A 22218-nucleotide genomic window follows, 5' to 3' on the forward strand; every position below is an offset into this window, starting at 1 on the left:
TTAGCTGCGGTTGTGAGAGCTGTTGTAATCGATTTCCGGCCCTACAGGTACAACCTGGGTTGGGTTGATCGATGTATGGCTAAAGTAGTAATGACGTTTAATATGGTGGAAATTTACTGTTTCAGCAACTTTCGGCCACTGGTATAGCTCGCGTACATAGTTACGCAGATTAGGAAAGTCCTCCAGTCGCTGGCGGTTGCACTTGAAGTGTCCATGATAGACAGCATCAAAGCGAATAAGGGTAGTGAACAGTCGCCAATCTGCCTCGGTAATTTCTGTTCCGACCAGATAGCGCTGTTCCCCTAAAATTTTCTCAACCTGGTCTAAAGCAGAGAATAAATTATAGTAAGCACTCTCGTAGGCTTCCTGGGTTGTGGCAAAGCCGCAGCGATAAACTCCGTTGTTTATATTCTCATAGACCAGTTGATTAATGGTATCTATATCCTGCTGCTTCTCTTCGGGGAAAAAGTCCTGTGTATCGCCGGTAATGGTATTAAACGCGCTGTTGAACATGCGGATAATTTCAGAGGACTCATTGCTAACGATACAGTTTTTTTGTTTATCCCAGAGTACTGGTACCGTCACCCGGCCCGAGTAGTCAGACTTGTTACGAGTGTATACTTGGTGCATAAACTGATAGCTAAACAGAGTGTCCCCGCTGCTACCTTCGTCGACGTTAAAGCTCCATCCCTGATCGAGCATATCGGGGCTTACTACCGAAACATCGATATGCTCTTCCAGTTTCTTCAGCTTGCGGAAAATAAGGGTGCGATGGGCCCAAGGGCAAGCCAGTGAAACATATAGGTGATAGCGGCCAGACTCCGCCTTAAAGCCGCTGTCACCACTGGGACCTGAACTGCCATCAGCAGTCACCCAATTGCGCAGTTGCGCCGCTTCGCGCTTGAAGCTCCCACCGGAATTCTCGGTGTCGTACCACTGGTCGTGCCACTGGCCATTGACTAACAGTCCCATTTTTTACTCCACAATTGGTATTTTCTGGTCCAGAGGAATTTATTGCTTGGTGCTTTTGCGGTGATCCAAGCTGAAACGCCCGGCGCCATGGGCTGCCACTACCAAAAAGCCGCCGGCAATCGCCAGGTTTTTGAAGAACATCAAAAACTGCATCTGATCGCCCAGATTGTTATGGAACAAGGCAGCAGTAACTAAGCTAAAGCCAGCAAATGCCAAGGCGGTCAGGCGAACCTGGAAGCCGGCGACTAGTGCGAGCGCACCACCTATTTCAAACAGAATAACAAGAGGCAGCAGAAATTCTGGCAGACCGCCATAGGCTAGGTACTGTGCACTGCCCTCATAATTTTGGATCTTGTTCATTCCCGCCAACAGGAAGATCGCCGCCAAGCTGATACGGCCAGCCAAGTCAGCACTTGCGGAAAACAGGGAGCTGCCGTCGATATTGGCGCTTGTGGATAAAGTGGATGTGCTCATGGTATCGCTCCTAAAACTGTGAATTTTGCGCTACTCAGTAGTCGCTGCTGTGAGTAAGAGGCAGTTTACAGAGGATCGATAGAATGAAAATTGGTTAAATTCGACCAAACCATTCTAAAAAATAGAATGCTTGCTAAGCCTATCTTATCATTAGGTGCAATAGGGCCTTAGTTCAGAAATGGTAACCGATGCCCACCGAGTAAACCCAAGGGTCGATATCCACATCGACATTGATGCGGTCGTAGTCGTTATCTTCTGTGCGGAAGCGAATTTTGGCCTTGGTATCGATGCTCAAGTACCAGATGGCCGCATTAAACAGCCAGTTGCTCTCTCGTCCAAAGGCAATATCTATGCCCACTTCCCCTGCCAGGCCCCAGGAATTGCTCAGGCTCAGGGATGCTCTTGAGTCTGCACCCAGGACCGTATCGAAGTAGTTTTGTGCCGTGCGGCTGATATCTTCATCGAAGAAATGGGTGTAGTTAATTCCCACACCAATATATGGCTGTACCCAGGACTCGGTGCATACCGGATACCACTGTACGCTGAGGGTTGGGGGAAGGTGCTTGATGTCACCCAGGGATACCCGACCCAGTGGATCACCGGTATCCGGGTCCGGTAAACCGCGCACATCAAGATCGTGCCGGAAAGGTACAGCTGCCAGTAATTCCAGTCCCCAATGGTCTGCAAATAACCAGGTACCAGTGATGCTAGCGGAGTAGCCTGTATCCACGTAGACCTGGGTGTAGTCCAAGGGGGTGCCATTTAGGCGGAGTCTGCCAGAGTCGTCGTTTGGATCGACCGCAGCAGCGCCAACGCGAACGATAAAATCTCCCTTTTTATAGTCCGCCACGGAATGGCCGGTGAGCAATAGTGCCATGCAAAAAACTATTGTCAGATTGATTCCTTTCATGTCCAACTTTCCAGAGATTCGGTGGAGTATAAGTAGGAGAACTGATAGGGGTAGGAGAACCCTAATCTACTGCCAGATTATTAGTGTAGATGTCTTGGGGGACTGGGCATGTAGATAACAAAAGCGGTGGCGCAGTATTTTATTGATATAACTATAAAGATCTCTTCTGGGAAAAACTTCCTATTTGTTAGGAAAATATTTCAGAAGAAGAGTAATCATCGAATCGGTTAATCTGTTGGATGAAATTGCCCTGTATTATTGAATGTTTTTAGGTTGAAATCCCATCAGAGACCATTGATCAGTGTAATTTTCCTATTGCGTATTAAACACCATCAATGATCATATAAAACGGGATATCAGAGATTTAATAATATGCTTAAGATAATACAGGGAATAATGCAACTCACAGGGCGTCTATCCCCCAAATTATCAGCAAATATAGCGATGTATATGGCCTCCCGGCCCAGGCGCTATCCAGATTCAGAACGTGAGAAAGTGCAGTTAGCCCAAGCCAGGAAGATTACCTACCGGGGTGCTTTAGGTACAGAAAATACGGCCTGGTCTTGGGGGGAGGGGCCAGTAGTGATTCTTTGCCACGGCTGGGAGGCCAAAGCCACAAAAATGGCCACTATGGGGATGGCAATTGCCGAGCAAGGCTTCCAAGCGGTGGCCATAGATGCTACTGCTCATGGTCACTCCGAGGGAAAGGTTTGTAATTTCGATATTATGGCGAAAGATATTTATTCTCTGGCCAGTCAATTTTCGGAAATATTTGCCGTCGTCGGCCACTCGATGGGTGGAATGATGACGATGAGAGCACGGGAATTTGGGCTTAAAGCTCAATGTTATGCTGTACTCGGCTCACCGAGTGCACCTCTGCCTATTCTTGAAATTATGGAAAATTTGTTGAAGGTAAACCCTGAAACTATAGAGATATGCCAAGACAAGATTGCCGACCAGATAGGATACTCTTGGCAGGAATTGTTACAGTGTAAAATGTATACCCCGGAAGAGACTCCGCTTCTGATGATTTACGATACTGAAGATGATGAAGTGCCGATCTTTCACGGAGAGAGAATTCACAAAACCTGGCCCGCAGCGGAGATGATCAAAATTAGTGGTGTGGGACACCGGAAAATGGTCTGGGATACCTCGGTAGTAGAGTCTGTGACGAATTTTTTGGACTACGAGAAGAGTATAGAAAGCACAAAAGAAGCTGGTTTGGCCAAACTTGTAAGCTAGCGAATTTACTGTAAATTAGTAGGCATAGCGGAATTAGGTTGCCCTAATTCCGCTTGATTATTTTCTTCAAAGCTGCCGTAGGCTGTCCTATTGTGAGGGCTGGTTATAAATAAGCTTATGGAAGCCGACAATAAAACCGAAATTATATGACTGATGGGGTTCTATCTACGACATTCCTTGCCACTCATTTTTTTATCGCGTAAATCAGCCCTCAAATAATGATAACCATTGCTCTGAATCCATAGTTATATCTTTCCCATCTTTACTGTAAATCGCATCAGCCAGGGCTTGCTTGTGCGCCTGCATATCGACTATTTTTTCTTCTACGGTATTTTCACAGATAAATTTATACACAAAGACTGGCTTGTCCTGGCCGATGCGATATGCGCGGTCGGTAGCCTGGTTTTCTACTGCGGGATTCCACCAGGGGTCGTAGTGAATTACCGTATCGGCAGCGGTAAGGTTTAGGCCTACACCGCCGGCTTTCAGGCTAATCAGGAATACAGGAACATCGCCATTCTGGAAAGCGTCAATCGCTTCCTGACGTTTGCGCGTGCGCCCGGTGAGTTTTACATAGGGTATTGCCTGTTCTTCAAGGGCGGTTTCAATCTTGCCGAGCATTTCGGTAAATTGGGAGAATAAAAGTATCTTGCGGCCTTCCTCCACCATCTCCGGGAGCATATCCATCAGCGCTTCCAGCTTGGCCGATTGCTTAACCTTTTTTGCCTTGTCCAGTTTGACCAGTGCGGGGTCGCAGCAGATTTGTCGCAGCTTTAATAGGGCATCCAAGATTTCAATATGAGAGCGATTTAGACCTTTCTTCTTCATCAGGTCCCTAACCCGCTTCTCCATCACCGAGCGTACGGTTTCGTAAAGCGCGGCTTGGGCGGTATCGAAAGTCACCCGTTGGATAATTTCTGTTTTTGGGGGAAGTTCTGTGGCCACTTCTTGTTTGGTGCGGCGTAAAATAAATGGGGAGATTCTCTGGTTCAGAGTCTGTTGCTTGTGCTCATTAGCCTGCTTCTCAATGGGGTTCCGATAAAGGCTATTGAACCTTTTCTGGCTGTGTAGAAAACCGGGCATCAGGTAATCAAATAGTGCCCACAGCTCACCCAAGTGATTCTCCAGCGGTGTTCCCGTTAGGCACATTTTGTGGTTTGCACTCAGAGTGCGGAGTAATTGTGCCGCTTTCGATTTGGGGTTTTTAATAACCTGAGCTTCATCAAGGATCAATAAATGAAAGTCATGTTCTTTTAATATTTCGCTATCCCGCACAATAAGGGGGTAGGTGGTTATAACCAGATCTGATTCGGGAATGAGGGGGAAATCCTCATGCCGGTTACTGCCGTGAAGTAGTAGTGGCTTTAAGGTTGGGGCAAAGCGATGGGCCTCGTTAAGCCAGTTACCTACCAAGCTGGTGGGTACAACCACCAGGGCAGGCTTGGCCAGGCGCCGGCTTTCTTTCTCTTTGAGGATATGGGCCAGTCCCTGCAAAGTTTTTCCCAGGCCCATGTCATCGGCCAGGATGCCATTCATATTGAGTTTACGCAGGTATTGCAGCCACTCAAAACCCGTTTGTTGATAGGGGCGTAATTGTGCCTTTAGGGCCCTGGGTGGCTTTACGCTTTGCGGGCCTTTTTGCAGGTTTTTAGCGAGCGATTTTAAGTCTTTATTGCCCTGCCAGGCTGAAGTTGCATTAGGCAGTTCCGGAACAGCAAATCTGGGCACTTTGAGGCTTTGGGACTCGCTGTCATACCACTCCTCTAAAACTGCGAATAAGTTGTGAAATAGTGCACTGGGTAGACGGATATACTGGTCTGAGCCGAGGGGAACCAATATGTCTTCTTCGTCTGTAGCCACATACCCCGATTCCAAATATTGCAATAATAATGGTGCTAAATGAATAGACTGCCCTTCAATATCTACAGTTGCACTAAGGGAAAACCAGTCGTTGGAAGATTGCTCTGTTTGCCATTCCCAATCTTCAATCTCGTGTACTTTTAAAGAAAAGTTATCCTCGAATTCAACTATCCAGCCAGATTCCTCAAGTCTTGGGATACCCTCATTGAGAAATTCATGCCAGCGCTCAATAGGAGTTTGGCCTGGCCCACTATCGGAGAAGAATAAAACGGGTTCACCAGTTTCGTCCGCCCCCAAGCTAAATTGCCACTGCAAGAGATCCTTCAGTACGGCGGCTTCATGTTTGAAGTCTCGCTCTACTTTATATAGTTTATCTTTTTGGGGGTAGATATTAGTCTCAGGACGATTCTCTGTAAGAATTTCTTCCGCGCGGATTACTACCGGACCATATTTAATAAGAAAACTTGCTGTATGGAGACTTTCAGCTCTTTCTCGAATAGAAATTGAGTTAAGGGTTAATACCGGCCGTAACAAATCATCTACAGGTATGATGGGCACCGACTTTGGCGTGGGTAATTGTTCACTGCCATATTGTTTATTGAGGAAAGTAATAGCATTGCCTATTTCATCTTTAGAAATGGCTGGCATGGTTGTAAAGTCATTAAGCGCTTCCCCATCCACCGGGCTGATGATGGGACCAATGATGTCTTCCTGTGGTGAATAATAGCAAGGTGGTTCGGTAGGTATGAGCTTCCAATTATCAGGGAGGTCAGGTACATCTAACTGCAGCTGTGCACTGTTCCTGCTTTCTTTCCAACTGAGCTCGAGTTTAACCGCTTCCCCCCAATGAATCGGGGTTAGGGAATCGATGTCGCTGAAGAAACGTTGACTAGCGAGTAGGTTTCTCAACAGCATTGCGCCTTCTTCTCCTGAAATGCTCTTTTTGAACGAGGACTGGGAAAGCAGTTGTTGAAGGCCGAATATTTTTTGGTCGACTTTTGAAGTGGCGAGGCTACTGTTGATATGGAAGTATTCGCGCTGAGGCGCTCCATAGCCGCCTTTCTTTAGGCGTCGAGCTGAATATACGCTAATTCGGGCATGAGCTGGGGTATATTGATCATTCCAGTCCAAGGTGTATAGCAGGTCGCGATTAGATGATGTGTCCTGCTCGGAATCACGATATTTTTCTTTTACACCTTGTTGCCAGTTGTCCCAAGTACGACTGACTGATGGTTGCCCTAATGGATGTTTATACTCAGCAATTACCGCTATTAGCACTGCAGCTACATGTTTACAGTTGTACCCTACTGGACAGGAGCATTCTCCATCAATTTCAAAGGTTCCCGAAATTGGGTTTTCAGTTATCAATATATATTGATGGTAGTGACTAGAGTAGGAGCCTTTCACCTTCCCGGTGATCGTTTTGCCATCCTGAGAAATATTGAATCTTTCGACAAAACCATTCCGGAAGTAATTTTTCCCTCTAGACAGGCTATTAGTGGGAAGTTGATTGGAAATACTACTGAAATCGATAGGGTTGTTCATTTTTGGGTTGTGTAATGACTACTGGCTGGCGTTTGAGGTTTGAAGAATATTCTTTGCTCTAATAATACCCTCTTTTAAGGAGCTTAATTCACTAATAGCTAAGGGATTTCTGAATAAATTTATGTCGATAAGGAAAAAAGGCTGCCTATTCAGGCAGCCTTTTATTTGGTAGGAATCTCTGGTATTGATAGGCCGCCCCCAGCATACACAATCCCACTAACATGCAAACGACTATCTTCTGTATTAGTGAGAAGTCCTGCATATCCCAGAGCACAATCTTCAGTGCAGCTATGCCGTAGATAATTAGTGACAACTTAAGTAGTTTCTGGGTTTCGGGCTTTAATGTTTGGAACAATAGTAGGGTTGCATGGACAACGAGAGCGAAAGAAACTGCCGGTAGCCACATGGCATCAAATAGCTGTGCTAATAGAGCTACGTAAACAATAATCGCGGTAACATGCACCAGCCACATATTTGCCATTCGGTGACCAGACCATACGGCTCTCGTCGGCAGGGTTTTGTGGTAAACCAGCAGGACAGCGATGCAAAGAGAGACCAGGTTATAGGCCCCAATCCACTCGGCATTGTGCGATTTTACAATCACAGCTGCGACTTGAATCAGTGTAATTAATTCAAAAATACCCAGTGTCAGCATGTAGAAGGGCGTAAGCTGGTTGCGTAAAGGTGCCAGTCTGGGTTTGCTGAAAAAGAGGCCTCCAAAATAGAACTGGGTGAGTAGTAATGACAGTACAAAATCACGAGTTAAAGTGTAACTGACAGCTATCAGCACTGCCGCAAAATAGTAGAAGGCCATCGGGAATACAGGCTTCAGCGCCCAGTGAATAGCATGCTGCCACTCCCTACCTGCGGGGTATCGCTTTAAGCCTTGGCCAAGCCATATGAGCCCTATGAAACTGGCGACTCCCAGTATTAGCCCCTCCATCGCCTTGCCCTGCCAGCCGACAAACTCTTGTAGGAGACAACCGCCGATAGTGATAAGGCTTGCAGCAGAAATCAAAATGCGAACTTCCTGTTTTAGATGTTCCATCCGCAGCCATGTGTAGAGGAATAGGGCAATACCACACGAGAACCACATAGCAACAGTGAAGTAGTCACTAGCCTTATACAGTATGGTAGGTAAGGCAATAATGGGCAGTAAAGCGTAAAAGAGTTTACGCAGTGCCAATGCCAGCTTCTGCCCTGGTGATTGTATTTTCAGCTGGTGATAAAGCTCCGCAAGTAACCAAAGTCCCAGGAAAGCTTCAATACTCGCAATTTTTCCGTAGGGGATTTGATCGTAGAAATGAAGGTTGCCTACAACCGATGCACTGGCTAACAGTGGGACAAACAACAGAAGGTAATGCCAGAGACCGAGCCACTCGCTAAATGCTGAATTCATGCGCTGGCTACGCCAGATCAGGAAAGTCATTGGCAGTGGTGCCAGCAACCACATCCCTTGCGGCCAGATAATACCCACCGATAGCAGGAAGCTCGCAGATAAAAGCAGTCCGAAAGCATTATCTGCGATATAAGTGAAACGTTGTTCTGCGGGAGTGATTTTACCGGCACTACGGCGTAATAGCTGGGTGAGCGCAAAGGCCCCAGCACTGAGGGTCAGCCAGTTAGTCCAGCCTGCACTCACCTCTAAGGATAATAGTAGTGGAGCAGGAACCAAGCTCTCAGCCACCCATATGAGAGCTTGCAAGAATATGGTTACGCCGGCGAGGGCTAGAGCGATATAGCCCTCAGTTCGCACGCTGACAAAACCAAAATGTATTCCAAGGTAAATCAGCAGGAGGCCTTCCAGGCACCACACAATGCCCAAAAATTCAGGGCTGCAGAGTGCCAGAATTGCCAGGCCTGTTAACAAGCCCCCATGGAGTAAAGCCATTGCGAGGATACTGCGGGCCGAAGCACTATTAACATCGTAGCCGAACAGGTGGCGTGAGTAGATGGCGAGCGCGGCCCAGGGTATTAGGTTGAGTAACCAAACCACACCTAGTGCATTAGCAGTGGGTGCTAGAGACCAGCTAATATGAATAAATAGCACCAGGTTTGCTGCCAGCAAACCGAGGCGCCTCCTATCCATTTCCTTGCCACTAAGCCCACCCAGTATGTAATGGGCAAACCCGTAGAAGAAACCTTGCAGTATCAGTAACAGACCCCAGTTTGAGCTAGACTCGCCCAAGTTTGCGACTGAAAACTCGAACATCCCTGCGCTGAGCGCCATAGTGACCACCGCCAGCTGAGGCCACTGAATCAACTTGGACAAACGCAGCATTGCGAGCGCGAGTACCAACAAGTAGCTGAGATAAATAACTGCGGATGGATCAAAATGATTGGCCACCAAGGGCATCGTGGCTCCACCCAGCAGAGTCACCATGGAAACAACACGGGTCTCGAATAGTAGGGCGAGTAAATAAGCAACTCCGGTAGTTACTACAAGCAGCCCCACGCCGATGGGAATCGGAACCAACTGATAGTAAGGCCCAGCAAAGTAACCACATAAGTAAAGCAGTATGACCCCGAGAGCGATCAGTCCTGAGCCGTAATCCGCCATGTTGGGCATGCGCCGCCTGAACATTACTCCACCAGTAGTAGTCGCGGCTGCTACCAGGAAGCCTAAAGTCACTTTACCTACAGGCCCCAAATAGGCATTGAAAGAAAACTGCAACAGGTAAGCAAAACCAAACACCAGCGCCAGGATGCCGGCAGCGGTCATAAAGAAGACAGGAGCCTTCCCTTGGCTTTGATAGTGCCGGTAGAAACTCATCAGGGAGCCCCATACTCGGCTAATGGGTTCCAGAGCAGGTTCCAATAGACTCGGTAGCTCCTCAGATAGCCATTTAGCGTGTCTACCAGGCTTCTCGGTTCTGTTAGGAGCATTGGTAATAGTACTTGCTGGCTGGGTTGGAGTTTCAGGAAGAAGGGGAGTAGCTTGCCCTGTCGACGGGGATCTGGAGGGATGAGTACCCATCAATTGGGATAGCTCATCTTCAGGCTCATCCACTGTCGGGAGCTGACTTGCCAACTGATCCCCAGTATCTTGCTGTATCTGTGCTTCTAGAGTCGATAACCGTTGTTCGAATATCTCAATGCGACGGCGATTATCTCGCTCCAGCAGGGCTAGTTCCGCGCGAAGTGATTGCAGTTCACTTTCCATAACTTGCTCTAAATGCTTTTTTCCGAGGCTACCTGGGCCTGACTGAGGGAACAAGTATTTATAGGGTTATGGATACCTATTCAATTAGTTTTGATAAATGTATCACTGTTTGTCAGGTAAGTGTTCGCCAACTGCCTCGTTGGTAACTAATAAAATCGTAGGAAGATTTAGTACAGTGAAGATTGCTGTTTTTGTTCTGTCTGTTTTACGGTGATTGGGGCAGGGGAGATCGTTTGTTGTCACTCAACCAAGAAACTTGATAGGTCTCGATAAGATAGTTCTTTCACTGTATAGCGCTTACCAAAACTACTTTTTCTATATTTTTACTTTTTTGCACTTAATATTTCAATGTGGAAAAATCATTTGACCCCCTGTAATTCAAAATATATAAGTTCCACCAGAAAAAAGATTAAACATCTTTAAATATTTCACGGAAAATATGGAAGCTAGGTTTCAAAGATCTAAATATCGCATGTTGTTAATCATTTGTTGTTGTCAATTTCATATGCTCGATTGTGTATCCCTCAAGTAACTTTGTGATTTTGTATCAGGTAGAACAGTAGATATTCCCAAATAGTAAAAGTTGTCAGTAATTATTATGGATGTTCAAAGAGCCATTCCCACAGAAAGATCGCATTCACTTGTAATGGCAGCAATACTTGATACTTTGCCATTAGCAATAGCTGTAATTCCCTGGGGGATTCTTTGTGGCTCTTTAGGGATTAAAATGGGCTTGAGTCCACTAGAATCACAGCTAATGTCCTTACTGGTATTTGCCGGGGCAGCCCAGTTATCGGCTCTTTCCATTATTGGTGTGGGCGGTGGACTTTCGTCTATTCTTGGTAGTACAGCAGTTGTAAGTTCTCGCCATTTACTCTACTCAGCAACTTTTAGAAATGAAGTTTTAAAGCTGCCTATATACAAGCGAATTGTATTTGCCTTTCTTCTTACGGACGAAATGTTTGCAGTTGCAGAGAATAAAAAGAGAGTGCTTGGATATTTTTCGTTTGAATATGCGCTAATGTCCGGATTTACCTTCTACTTAATATGGAATTTATCCACCTTTGTAGGCGTTGTTGCAGGAAAGAGTATTCCAAATTTAGAAGCGCTTGGATTGGAATTTGCAATTGCTGCAACTTTTATTGCTATGGTAGTTCCAAATATTAAATCTAGGGCTACTATTATAGCTGTTTTGATTTCGGCAGTAAGTTCCGTAATGTTTCATATTTATGCAGTACCCAATGGATTACTCTTTTCAGGATTGATGGGTATGTGCATAGGTTATCTATTGGAAGATAAGGTCGAGGAGGAAGAGGTATGAGTATTTATACAATCTTAGCAATGTCTACCATTACTTTTTACATGCGTTATGCTTTTTTTGTAAAGAATCTTCCAATAGAGCTAAACAATAATACCCAACGTTTTTTAAGATTTACTGCACCCTGTATATTGACCTCAATGGCTGCTCCAATCGTATTTGGAGAGGTTGAGCTTTCCAATTCTGATCTGGCTAACCCCTTCCTTGTGGCAGGTCTCTTTACTATTTCAGTTAGCTGCGTGATTAAGAATATCCTTGCCGTTGTCCTTCTTAGTATATTTGCATTTTCAGTGATGAAGTTCTTTTTTAGCTGAAAGAGCTTTAACTGTTTAGAGCGAAAGCTACTCGGCAGCAAGTTTAGTAGGCTGAAGTTAGGTTAAGCCAATTTTTGATGGTAAATTAAGGTGTCAGTTTAAATTAATTTGCTCTTCTTGCTCTTCTTGCTATTAATGGTCTAAGTATTATCAGGCGTTAACTTAACTGAGTCACGATAGCGTGCCAGTTCATCTAAAAGCCACTGCTGGGATACTTCTTTAGGCTTTTCGGCACACTTAATATGGTAGGGCTTGCCACTAAAGGTGCTCTTGGTTGCACTTAGCCTAATAAAATCCTCCGCGCTATCAATTTTGTTGGAGAAATACTTATATTTCTTCTCCATATGCTCCACTGCTTCCTGGCTGGTGTGCTCACTATCGTTGCGGATAAAGGTACACTCTGAAGCAGAGACAAACTCCATTAGGTGGTTTATTTCGTTGATAGGAGTATCTGCCTGAGCCAGGATGGAGGACATACTTAGCGAGATAATAGTAAGTAAAGTTGAGAGACTTTTAATCATTTTCCCATTACTTGGCTGTGGAGTATCAGGGGGGCATTAGCGGGCCAAGAACTGGTATAGAGTCAAGAGGAGCTCTATACCAGAACTTATACCAAGGCCAGCAGCCTGGTGCTTTAAGTGTTCTTAGTGACTATCACTTTTGCAGTGCACTGTACGCTCTTGCTAGCTTCCTCTCCAACAATTTCAGAGGATTCAGTCAAAATTTGGGAGACCGTAAGTTCAGAGGCAGAGATCACCTCCATCATTTCCTTCTTACAGTTGGTGATGTTGATTGCATTAGAGATAGCTGGGTCGTAGCTGATTTTGTGAGAGAAGTTTCTCTCTTCTTCACCATTACGGCTTCTTTTGATGCTTTGGAACGCCTCTTTACCCGCATCTACAGTATCCCCGATCACGTTGCTAGGCTGTACCTCGAGCTTCATACAGGAAGTGGTGGCCAAGGCTATTGCAATAATGGTTAAGAATTTGTTCATTTCTTCTTTAGGCTCTTGAAATTGTAGTGTTTAACCCTTAATAGAACGGTAAGCCTACCGTTCAGAAGTCTAGAGGATCATTCTACATGAGCGGCCGTATTGAGTCGTAACAGAACTCGAATTGTAGTTGATAATCAGTCAGGGCTGATTGCATATTGTTCAAATCGGTTGATAAAAATACATTCAAGATAGAGCTTTCTCGCTAGGAACTAACTCTGGAAGTGGTTCTTAGTGGTTTTTCCATAACTAGTATTATGGAATGGTTCCTGGCTTATTGAACTTATTGCCTTCTACTCAAATTTCGACATTCGTTTGTTCTATTGACAATTCCGAGTCAAAGGTTACTGACCTGCGTAGGTATTGAGTTTCTAGTCTTTTCTTTAAAATTCCTGGGGAGATCAAAAAGGTTTTTTCACCCTAGTTATTAATAAAAATGATAACAAGGAATTACTACTTAACTTCTAGGGTCACTTTGTTCAAAGGTCTATACAGTGAATGATTGGTCACCAATCTATTTGGTACGATCTGGGTGTAAAATCCACAAAGATCCTTATTTTGTCCATAATTTCTTTGCTAAAGTTGCGCCCCATAAAAGTTCAACAAAAAAATTTGTTAAAAACTCTTGGGGAGATCATATAGTGAGCAGCTTTAAGAAAGTTTTGTGCCTCAGCTCTATCATTTCAATTGCAGCTTGCGGAGGTGGAGGTGGAGGCGGCGGTGGCAGTTCGAATGAAGGTGGTTCGGGTGGTGGTTCAACTAATAGCGCCCCTGAGTTTGTCTCTGCAAGTGAAGTCACTACGGAGGAAAATAGTACCGGTATTTTGCTTACACTATCCGCTAGTGATGCCGATGGAGACAGCATTAGTTACAACACTATCGGCGGAGAAGACCAGTCCCGTTTTCTGATAGATAACGGTAACCAGTTGCGCTTTGGTTTTGCTCCAGACTTCGAGAATCCTGCCGACGCAGATGGAGATAATATCTACCAGGTGGTAATTGAGGCTAGCGATGGCAACGGAGGTCAGGCGAGCCAGGAAATTGTGGTAACAGTTACTAATGTCAACGATGGCGCTCCCGAGTTTTCATCTGCAACTGAAGTTACAGTCGAAGAAGGTGTAAGCGGAATTTTTTACACCGCTACGGCCCAGGACCCAGATGGAGATGAGGTCACATTTTCATTGAACGACGATGCTGATACGGCATTGTTTTCTATTGATTCTGCTAGCGGTGAACTTAGCTTTAACACTGCTCCAGATTTTGAGTCTCCTGCGGATAGTGACAAAGATAATTATTATCAGCTATCAATCAGCGCTGCTGATAGTGAAGGGATCGTCAACCAGCTTACGCTACAAGTGTCTGTGACTGATCTAGTTATACCTTCCGCTCGTATGGTTTTCCCCACTGGTGGTGCCAATATGGGAGGGAAGCTTTCCAACCTCGCTCTTACTACCAGGGTCTTAGACCTGGAAAGTGGTGAAAATACTACCGAGCAATTGTCTAGCATCACGATCGATAATCAGTCGCCGATTATGGATGCAACGTCCTCGTCAATTTGGTATCTCGATAGCACGGTTGATAAAGGTCGCGATTCTTATAGTCTTTCAGCCGAGTTCGTCTCGGGCGAAACGGTTCAAAGTTCTCACTCTGTCAAGAATGAGCATTTAATCCATTGGCCAGTGGGGGTGTCCTACGACAATTTATATGGGAGTCGGTATTTCGCTGATACCGGCTTGAATATGATATTTGAGGTAGATTTTACATATACGCGCCGAGTAATTTCTGGGCCATCGGTTGGGTCGGGTCCATCTCTGAATCCAATCGATATGGTACAAAAATTCCCCATGGTGCGCGCCGATCCAGCTGATGACTACTTTGTCGTATTGAATGGGGACGGGAGCATCTACTCTGTACAACGGACAACCGGTAACCGCACGCAATTGTCCACATGGGTTCCGGCAGATCTCACTTCATTGGCATTGACTAGCTATGGAGGTATTGCTTACGCCACAAGAGCACAGGGATCGTATGGAGAAATTATTGAATTTGACCTGCTGAATGGAGGCTACTCCGTGATATCCAGTTCTAATTCATCGTCCCCGATTGGCGCTGGCGCTGACATGATACATCCAAAGGGCATTGCGCTAGATGAGCCAAATGGGCAGCTTTACGTGGGTGACGACAGCACAGATTCTATACATAGGATAGATATTGCAAGCGGTGATAGAACAACAATAAGTGGTAATGGTATCGGCAGCGGTGAACCCGTGTCACAACCAAAGGGTTTAATCGTCGATGTTGACAATGGCAAGATTTATGTTGCCAACGGTCAGGTTCAGAATATCCTGCAAGTTGACATATCTACCGGTGATCGCACAGTTGTGACTGACTGGACTAAGGGAGAAGGATTGCGGCTTGTAAACCCCCAATCAATTAGTCAAGGGGGCGGTAGCGATAGCCTTCTGGTGTCCGGAATTCTCTTCGACCCGGTAATTATGTCTGTCGATATCAATACGGGAGATCGTACAGAAATTTCCTCCAATCATGTTGGTACGGGCCCCAGCTATGTTTGGAACAATATAAGCTATAACCGTGAGACTGATCGGTTATTGACTGTTGTTATAGATAGTTCCATAGCGGCGGAAATAGATTTACAAAACGGCAATCGCACCATTGCGGCTGAATTTATTCCGCCCGCTTCAGCTCGTGTTCGACCGTCTGCGATTGTTCCGGATGACTCAGGTCAATATGCCTATATATTCGATGAGAGCAGCGATGAATTAATTAAGCTTGATTTGGAAAGTGGTGAATTCGAGAGTATATCTGCATCTGGTATTGGTGAAGGCCCTGCGTTCTCCGGTGGCGTAGAAGCCATGGAGTTGGATGCTACTAACAATCGCATGGTTTTGCTACAGGATACAGGGTTAGTAAGCGTAGATCTTGATAGTGGCGATAGGGAAGTTATCTCCGCTAATGATACCGGCACAGGAACCTTCTTTGACTCCGCCAAAGGCTTAGCGCTAGATCTCGCGAATAACCGCGTCTTTGTAAGTGATTCAGGTACTAGTGGCATAGACTGGCAAGTAGACCTGGGTACCGGTGTCAGTGAGTCAGGAACCGGTGCTATCTGGGAAGTAGACTTGACTACTGGTGACAGGAACACTTTCGCCTCGTCAGTGCATGGCGGTAGTAATAATAAGATCCCTAATGATATTGTCCTGGACACTATTGGCAACCGCCTTTTGGTCGGCACTAATAGCGGAAGTTTAGTAGCCATTGATATGGACGACTTTTCACAGTCAATTCTATCTAGTGGCAAGGGTTGTGATAGCGACTGCCGTGGTGACGGAATTGAAGTGGAGAGCCTCTCCTCCATGGCCATTGACACAGAAGGCCGCCGCCTCTTTGCCTACGATGGTGGCTCGAATGGCGTGCAAGGAGTTGTCGTTATTGACTTGCGTTCTGGCCAACGCGCACTGGCTTCCAAATAGGAGCCTACCGGGTCCCAAATGAAAGGGGCCCGGTATCTTTACATCGAATTGCGAGGCTTGTATGCCAGGTGTTGGAATTACGAGATGATTCTGGATCGGTATTGTAGGCCTTGCTTGAATGGCAAGTCCTTTAAAAAACTGCAATAAATAGTTCTACAGTAGCTCAATAAAAGAAGCCCCAGAAAATAGAATTCTCTGAGGCTATCTATTTCTAATCAATAAGCGCTTATGCCTTTTGACTAGCGCTGATAGACTTTAGAAATATTTATAGAAATGCCACTTACAGCTAGCAGTTCATAATGAACGAGCCCAACCTTCACCAGATCACGGCTGGTATAGAGGGTAGTCCGTATATCCCACTTCGGTGCCGCCATACATAGTTTCCGCGTCAACCTGATTGAGTGGCCATTCATTACGAATACGCGTGGGAAGATCCGGGTTGGCAATAAAAGGTCGGCCAAATCCAAAGATATCTCCATTACCTGCGTCAAGCACCCGCAAGGCTTTTTCGGGGGAATACTTTCCTGCATACATGATGCGCCCGCTAAAGATTTCACGTACTTCTCGATAGAAATTCTCAGGCAAATCCGGTGCATTATCCCAATCCGCCTCAGCCAGTGACAGATAGGCAATTCCAGCTTCATTTAGCAGCTTAATAGCTTCGATATAGGTCTTATGGGGATCACTCTCCACCAGCCCAAGGTAGACTCTGTCCTCATCGGTACTTTCGAAAAGCGGTGCAAACCGAACACCGAGCAGTTCGCTGCCGACTTCTTTTGATACCGCCGCAACAATTTCTTTAAGGAAACGCAGGCGGTTTTCCAAACTACCACCATACTCATCATCGCGATGATTGGTATGTTCTGAAATAAACTGGTTCACAAGGTAACCGTTGGCACAGTGTAGCTCAACACCATCAAAGCCAGCTTCCATGGCGTTGCGAGCGGCCTGGGCATAGAGTTGAACCAGTTCTTTAACTTCCTTTGTTGTCAGCGCACGAGGCTCACTGGGTTCAGCCAGGGCGCCTTGTCCTGGACCTGTCTCGATAAATACCTTAACTGCGTCTGCACGGATAGCAGATGGCGCAACGGGCGCTGCATTTTCAGGCTGTAATGTAGTGTGGGATACACGCCCAACATGCCAGAGCTGGGCAAAGATGATACCGCCTTGATCGTGTACGGCTTTGGTCACTTTTTTCCAGCCTTCGATCTGTTCCTTTGAATAGATTCCAGGTGTCCAAGCGTAGCCTTGGCCTCTTGGTTCGATTTGTGTGCCTTCTGTAACCATAAACCCAGCACCAGCACGCTGTGAGTAATAGTTAGCCATCAAGTCATTGGCAATATTACCAGGCTGACTACTGCGTGATCGGGTCAGGGGTGGCAGAACAATACGGTTTTTCAGGGTGTAAGGGCCCAGGTTGATCTCACTGAATAGTGACTCGTTTTTCATAATGACCTTCCTGTTAAAAACTGACTGCAGTGAGTGATTGAAAAGACACAGGTAAAAAGCAGCGGTGATAAGGGCAACTGAATAGCCCCAGCCAGTTTTGGCTGTGCCTTGTAATGGTGGGAATACTAGAGGTGCAAGGATACAATTTGAAACAACTACTCTTTGTCTTGGTTACAAATATGAATGGTATAAGCCGCCTGGACCTAAAGCAGCTACGTATACTGGAAGCACTGCTTCAAGAGAGAAATCTATCCCGGGTAGCCGAAAAGGTGGGGTTAACCCAGCAAGCGATAAGCGAACAGTTGCGTAAGCTGAGAGAAGTGTTTGATGACCGGTTGTTTATCCGGCAAGGCAACGGTATGGTGCCCACCCCTGTTGCTGAGCAGCTGGGAGGCAGGATCAGTAGTATTTTGAAGGATGTAGAGTCACTACTAACCCCAATAGCGTTTGATCCGGCAACTTATAGAGGGATTTTTAGTATTAGTGCTACGGATTACGCGATTCAATCGGTACTGCCCCAGCTATTAGAGGTTGTCCGTAAATCTGCCCCGGAACTTAAAGTTATCGTCAGGGACTTTGAAACAGATAATCTCAATCAGTTAATGGTTGCTGGTGAGATCGACTTAGCGCTCACCTTTCCTGATTTCATCCCGGATGACCTGCCATACAAATTGCTATTTGAAGAGCAACATGTCTGTATAGCGGGAAAAAAGTCTCCTCTGAAGAGTAAGTCATTAACGTTGGCAGACGTGGCCGAGCTTCCGCAACTGATCATTTCACCGTCACGGGCAAACCTCAAAGGATCACACGATGAGTGGTTTGCGATGCAGGGGCTAAAACGCAATATTGTTATGTCGATACCCAGCTTTTCCGCTGCCCCAGATATAATTGCAGCTACAGACACAATTGCGTTTTACCCCTCACGACTTCTACCCAATAAAAAAGTTATTCCCCTTAAGTTGGACACGCAAACACCAAAATTTGAGGTTATAGCAGCATGGCATAGTCGATCTAACCATAGCCAGCTTCATATGTGGATGGTTGAACAGCTGATGAAACTTTTTAAGTAGCCTCTTAGGAAACTAATAGGCTCCTTTATAGAGCGTTAGAAGTATACAAAAGAATAATATTTGGAATTAAATCGCGGTGGGAAAATAAGATGGTTTATAGAGAACCATCTTATTTTAGAAAACTAAAACAGACTGTATTTCTATTCCCGTAAGAATAACTCCGCAACTTCCTTTTTAGCAGCAACAACATAGGTAATCATTAGGTTTTCCTGATTAATATCAGTTAGATAATCGATATCTCTATGAACGGCTCTCAAAATAGAAAAGTTACCGGTGTTGAGCTCGAAAGACCATAACTGATCATCTCGATTGATTGAGTAAATCACATTCTCTTTGATTACAAACCTTTTCTCACTGCCCTGATGAACCAGCTCTTCGATTAGCTGATCTTCTGCAGGGCCGGGCTGCCAGAAGCGGTTCATATGGTCCATATAGATCAGTCGGCCATCTTCGCTTCGTTGGGCCCAGTTAACTTGGGTATCGTTGATAATGCTAACTTCAAGATTATCCAAGTTTACTTCTGCAAACTTTGTAACGCCTTTAATCGTTAAAGTTAACAGTGCGAGGTTACTCACACTATCCCACTGGAATAGTCGGTCAATTGGAGGGGCTAGTGAGAAGGCTTCTCTGCTACCGTCCAAGGAGATTTTAGTCAGTATCTGATTGGCACTCGCCAGTATGCTTTGGCCGTCGGCAGACCAGCTAATACCGTAGATATTGGTATCCATAGGAAACTGGCTGACTTGCCGTAAATCGCTGCCATCAGTTATCCACACCTGGTCTTCACCAGAGCGCCTGGAAGTAAACGCAATCAAGTTGCCATTGGGTTGGAAAATGCCATCATCCTCTCCCAAAATCGACCGTGTTGTGCTTGGGTAGAGTTCGCTGACATCTTCCTCCGAAGGTGTATCGATGGACTCGGGTTGATTAAGCGGTATTGATGCAATATCACTATCGTATCGGCCCTTAATTAGGAGTGCCCTCTGCCCGTTTGGGTGGAAATCAGGTGTACTGGCAGATTGATCCAAAGGCAAATCAAGCTTACTGACCTTTCCATCGTAAGTGAGAGAGAAGAGTCGTCGCCCTGTGCTGAAGATTAACTCATCTTTAAGCGGCGAAAAGTTAGGGGATATGGTCCTGCGCTGAGGGATTTCATCCGGATAGTCTATCGGGTGGCTGGATAAAAGCGCCCCTTTGGAATCCAGCATATCGATATAAAGCTGGCCATCTTGGTGATGGCTGGTTACAGCTATTAACCCATCAGGGATTGAATAATCAAAGTAGGCTAGATTTCCATTCTCCAGATCATAAAGGACTCGACTGGTATTATCCCTGACTGAATAGTTGATTAACCGCCAACGGTTAGTCTCTTTATGCAAAATAGCGAGATCATTGTTATTTAACCATACGGGGTTCTTAATGGCTGAGTTCTTACAGCGCATTAATACATTTGGCTGCTGTGGGCTGACTAATGCCTTTTGAAAATCCAGGCTTACGAGGTTGTAACAGGTATTCTGGGTTAGCGGTATGGTGCAGTCTTCTTCGGAAATAAATACCAGTTTCTTGCCATCTGGTGATAGTGTATGGCGGCCATAAGTACCCCATTCTGGAGTTAATTCCGTCTCCTTCTGGGTACGTATATTCCTGGCCCAGATTTTATTAACACAGAGCTTATCTAGATAACGATTAAAAATAATATATTCACCATCTGGCGAATAAGAGGGGCCAAATTCTTTGCGGTCAGTTGCGGTTACTGCCTGTAATCGATCAAATACAAGCTGAGAGCTTTGATCGGATGGAGAGTATTTAAATATAACAAATACTAATAATACCAACCCGACAAGTGCAAAGATTGGAAATCGATTTGGTTTGATAGTCCGGGTTTGGTGGCTTGGATTAACCGGTTTTATATCTATTTCCGGCTTAGGGGAAGAAGGGGAGGGAGCTTCTTCTTTCGGTGCTGTCTTATCTTGTGGAATAGAATCATCATCTTGCCAAACAATATCGCATTCCAGGCTATAACCCTGTTTGGCGTGAGTTCTAATATAAGATTGCTGCTTTCGATCTTCGCCTAAGGCTTTTCTAAGTTGCGCAATACTTCTTTGCAGCGTATTTGGTGTGACTATTGTATCGGGCCAAACTTCAGACAGTAGCTCATCCTGGCTCACCACTTTTCGCTGATGCTTTGCCAAGTGGGTTAAGACGGCAAGGGCTTTTGGGGGGACAGTTTGCGATTGCTCACCTCGGGTGATCTGGTTTCTGGATAAATCAATAAAGAAGTCACCCACCCAATATTGTAAAGCCATTGATGTATCTACCTGAACAAAATTTGAGCTGAATTTTTGCCGTCGATACTAGCATAAATCCTGATTACATCTAAAGCGTGCTTTGTAACTCATTGATAAATAAGAATTTTATGCCAGCAGCGTAAAGTCATCCAAAAATCAGGAGCATTTCAGGTGTTTCACTGGCTCCTTATTTAGATTGAGCGCTTCTCCGATCACATGTAACGGTATAAATACTGATATGAAAAAGCGTTTACTAGTCGCCTTTCTCCTGTTGCTACCTATCGCTGCCCTTGAAGCAGGTGAGCATAAGGCCCTGGAGTTATCCACAATCCAAGTAATACCCATTCAGGACTCCAGCAGTAACAGAGAATACGAGCTGTTTATTAAGCTGCCCGAGAAATACGAGGAGAGTGATACTAAGAAGCACCCGGTTATTTACTATACAGATGCTTTATGGGCAGTTGAAATACTATCGGCCACTACTGAATACGCACTGGAAGATGCAATTTTGGTGGGTATTGGCTGGCAGAAAGATATGCCAGCTGATGAAAATGAATGGTCGAGTCGATATCGGGACTTTAAGCCAGCACTACCCTCAGCTAATAAAGATAAAAAAACCTATAAAGGAGAGGCCCATCAGCATCTCGCCTTTATAAGAAATGACGTTATGAAGTATATCGAAAGCAATTATCGCGCGAATCCAGATAACCGTACTTATTTCGGTTACTCATTCGGGGGGCTCTTTGGGGTTTATGCCTTAATAAGCCAACCGGATACTTTTCAAAACTACATTATTGGTAGCCCATCAAGATTGATCGGCACTTATATGGATTCCCGGCTTGAATCAGAGCCTAACAAACCATTAATGGAACTACCCAAGCAAACAAACGTATTTATTGCTTACGGAGAATTAGAGAAGGAGCTGGGCGCTACGGTAGAAAGGTTTGTTAGTGAGTTAAAGAACCAAGAATTGGCTAACTTAACTCTGGAGCCGGCGGTTATCGAATCGGCGAATCACACTACAGCATTCCCAAAGACATCAGTTCGCAGTATCTATTGGCTTGCCGATAAGCTGAAACACTAATCAATGGAATATCGAATCATATTAATTATAAATTAAATTTGGGATCT

At 45.4% G+C, this 22218-nt stretch carries 15 protein-coding genes; 6 read left to right on the forward strand and 9 right to left on the reverse strand.

Translation table 11 applies throughout. The features are described from left to right. The 3 genes from ACJJI5_RS04855 to ACJJI5_RS04865 all read right to left on the reverse strand — a co-directional run bounded on the left by ACJJI5_RS04855 (position 1) and on the right by ACJJI5_RS04865 (position 2356). Positions 1 to 972: a glutathione S-transferase family protein gene (locus ACJJI5_RS04855; protein WP_445355669.1), complete on the reverse strand. Its 972-nt coding sequence runs from the start codon at positions 970 to 972 to the stop codon at positions 1 to 3. A gap of 39 nt (positions 973 to 1011) precedes the next feature. Then, positions 1012 to 1446, reverse strand: coding sequence for a DoxX family protein (locus ACJJI5_RS04860; protein ID WP_444896104.1), 435 nt, complete (start codon positions 1444 to 1446; stop codon positions 1012 to 1014). A 172-nt stretch (positions 1447 to 1618) separates the two neighbouring features. Then, positions 1619 to 2356: an OmpW/AlkL family protein gene (locus tag ACJJI5_RS04865; protein WP_445355670.1), complete on the reverse strand. Its 738-nt coding sequence runs from the start codon at positions 2354 to 2356 to the stop codon at positions 1619 to 1621. Positions 2357 to 2728: 372 nt separating this feature from the next. On the opposite strand from ACJJI5_RS04865, the gene ACJJI5_RS04870 reads away from it, so the two are divergent. Beyond that, positions 2729 to 3598 (forward strand): alpha/beta hydrolase, encoded by an 870-nt coding sequence (locus ACJJI5_RS04870; RefSeq protein ID WP_445355671.1) that lies wholly within the window; start codon positions 2729 to 2731, stop codon positions 3596 to 3598. 204 nt (positions 3599 to 3802) lie between these two features. Here ACJJI5_RS04870 and ACJJI5_RS04875 read toward each other — a convergent pair whose 3' ends face one another. After that, positions 3803 to 7003 carry a DEAD/DEAH box helicase gene (locus tag ACJJI5_RS04875; protein WP_445355672.1) on the reverse strand — a complete coding sequence of 1067 codons (3201 nt, stop codon included), beginning with the start codon at positions 7001 to 7003 and terminating at the stop codon, positions 3803 to 3805. Between the two features lie 145 nt (positions 7004 to 7148). Next, complete coding sequence (locus ACJJI5_RS04880; protein WP_445355673.1) at positions 7149 to 10166, reverse strand: DUF2339 domain-containing protein; 3018 nt, start codon at positions 10164 to 10166, stop codon at positions 7149 to 7151. A gap of 598 nt (positions 10167 to 10764) precedes the next feature. On the opposite strand from ACJJI5_RS04880, the gene ACJJI5_RS04885 reads away from it, so the two are divergent. Together ACJJI5_RS04885 and ACJJI5_RS04890 are read left to right on the forward strand one after the other, a co-directional pair. Next, a complete protein-coding gene (locus tag ACJJI5_RS04885; RefSeq protein WP_445355674.1) occupies positions 10765 to 11487 on the forward strand; it encodes an AzlC family ABC transporter permease in 723 nt (240 codons plus the stop codon). Further along, positions 11484 to 11798: a branched-chain amino acid transport AzlD family protein gene (locus ACJJI5_RS04890; protein WP_445355675.1), complete on the forward strand. Its 315-nt coding sequence runs from the start codon at positions 11484 to 11486 to the stop codon at positions 11796 to 11798. Before ACJJI5_RS04885 ends, ACJJI5_RS04890 begins: the two co-directional genes overlap by 4 nt. 140 nt (positions 11799 to 11938) lie before the next feature. Here the strand turns inward: ACJJI5_RS04890 and ACJJI5_RS04895 are convergent, their stop codons facing one another. Further along, positions 11939 to 12319 carry a DUF5329 family protein gene (locus ACJJI5_RS04895; protein ID WP_445355676.1) on the reverse strand — a complete coding sequence of 127 codons (381 nt, stop codon included), beginning with the start codon at positions 12317 to 12319 and terminating at the stop codon, positions 11939 to 11941. A 113-nt stretch (positions 12320 to 12432) separates the two neighbouring features. Further along, entirely contained in the window at positions 12433 to 12792 is a 360-nt protein-coding gene (locus tag ACJJI5_RS04900; RefSeq protein WP_444896112.1) for a hypothetical protein, read from the reverse strand. A gap of 638 nt (positions 12793 to 13430) precedes the next feature. On the opposite strand from ACJJI5_RS04900, the gene ACJJI5_RS04905 reads away from it, so the two are divergent. After that, positions 13431 to 16280 carry an Ig-like domain-containing protein gene (locus ACJJI5_RS04905; protein ID WP_445355677.1) on the forward strand — a complete coding sequence of 950 codons (2850 nt, stop codon included), beginning with the start codon at positions 13431 to 13433 and terminating at the stop codon, positions 16278 to 16280. Positions 16281 to 16604: 324 nt separating this feature from the next. On the opposite strand, the gene ACJJI5_RS04910 is transcribed toward ACJJI5_RS04905, so the two are convergent. Continuing rightward, positions 16605 to 17729 carry an alkene reductase gene (locus ACJJI5_RS04910; protein ID WP_445355678.1) on the reverse strand — a complete coding sequence of 375 codons (1125 nt, stop codon included), beginning with the start codon at positions 17727 to 17729 and terminating at the stop codon, positions 16605 to 16607. A gap of 179 nt (positions 17730 to 17908) precedes the next feature. Here ACJJI5_RS04910 and ACJJI5_RS04915 point away from each other — a divergent pair, with 179 nt between their 5' ends. Further along, the gene (locus ACJJI5_RS04915) at positions 17909 to 18799 is read left to right on the forward strand and encodes a LysR family transcriptional regulator (RefSeq protein WP_444946159.1); all 891 of its coding nucleotides are present in this window, start codon (positions 17909 to 17911) and stop codon (positions 18797 to 18799) included. Positions 18800 to 18939: 140 nt separating this feature from the next. Here ACJJI5_RS04915 and ACJJI5_RS04920 read toward each other — a convergent pair whose 3' ends face one another. Further along, the gene (locus ACJJI5_RS04920) at positions 18940 to 21105 is read right to left on the reverse strand and encodes a winged helix-turn-helix domain-containing protein (RefSeq protein WP_445355679.1); all 2166 of its coding nucleotides are present in this window, start codon (positions 21103 to 21105) and stop codon (positions 18940 to 18942) included. A 220-nt stretch (positions 21106 to 21325) separates the two neighbouring features. On the opposite strand from ACJJI5_RS04920, the gene ACJJI5_RS04925 reads away from it, so the two are divergent. After that, positions 21326 to 22171 (forward strand): alpha/beta hydrolase, encoded by an 846-nt coding sequence (locus tag ACJJI5_RS04925; protein WP_445355680.1) that lies wholly within the window; start codon positions 21326 to 21328, stop codon positions 22169 to 22171. The last annotated feature ends 47 nt before the right edge of the window (positions 22172 to 22218 follow it).

The organism is Microbulbifer maximicatervae (SeqCode) (genome assembly GCF_052467955.1).

Bases quoted from the DNA above. Each gene is read 5' to 3' on its own strand.
- ACJJI5_RS04855 (WP_445355669.1), bottom strand. From the start codon at position 972: ATGGGACTGTTAGTCAATGGCCAGTGGCACGACCAGTGGTACGACACC.
- ACJJI5_RS04860 (WP_444896104.1), bottom strand. From the start codon at position 1,446: ATGAGCACATCCACTTTATCCACAAGCGCCAATATCGACGGCAGCTCC.
- ACJJI5_RS04865 (WP_445355670.1), bottom strand. From the start codon at position 2,356: ATGAAAGGAATCAATCTGACAATAGTTTTTTGCATGGCACTATTGCTC.
- ACJJI5_RS04870 (WP_445355671.1), top strand. From the start codon at position 2,729: ATGCTTAAGATAATACAGGGAATAATGCAACTCACAGGGCGTCTATCC.
- ACJJI5_RS04875 (WP_445355672.1), bottom strand. From the start codon at position 7,003: ATGAACAACCCTATCGATTTCAGTAGTATTTCCAATCAACTTCCCACT.
- ACJJI5_RS04880 (WP_445355673.1), bottom strand. From the start codon at position 10,166: ATGGAAAGTGAACTGCAATCACTTCGCGCGGAACTAGCCCTGCTGGAG.
- ACJJI5_RS04885 (WP_445355674.1), top strand. From the start codon at position 10,765: ATGGATGTTCAAAGAGCCATTCCCACAGAAAGATCGCATTCACTTGTA.
- ACJJI5_RS04890 (WP_445355675.1), top strand. From the start codon at position 11,484: ATGAGTATTTATACAATCTTAGCAATGTCTACCATTACTTTTTACATG.
- ACJJI5_RS04895 (WP_445355676.1), bottom strand. From the start codon at position 12,319: ATGATTAAAAGTCTCTCAACTTTACTTACTATTATCTCGCTAAGTATG.
- ACJJI5_RS04900 (WP_444896112.1), bottom strand. From the start codon at position 12,792: ATGAACAAATTCTTAACCATTATTGCAATAGCCTTGGCCACCACTTCC.
- ACJJI5_RS04910 (WP_445355678.1), bottom strand. From the start codon at position 17,729: ATGAAAAACGAGTCACTATTCAGTGAGATCAACCTGGGCCCTTACACC.
- ACJJI5_RS04915 (WP_444946159.1), top strand. From the start codon at position 17,909: ATGAATGGTATAAGCCGCCTGGACCTAAAGCAGCTACGTATACTGGAA.
- ACJJI5_RS04920 (WP_445355679.1), bottom strand. From the start codon at position 21,105: ATGGCTTTACAATATTGGGTGGGTGACTTCTTTATTGATTTATCCAGA.
- ACJJI5_RS04925 (WP_445355680.1), top strand. From the start codon at position 21,326: ATGAAAAAGCGTTTACTAGTCGCCTTTCTCCTGTTGCTACCTATCGCT.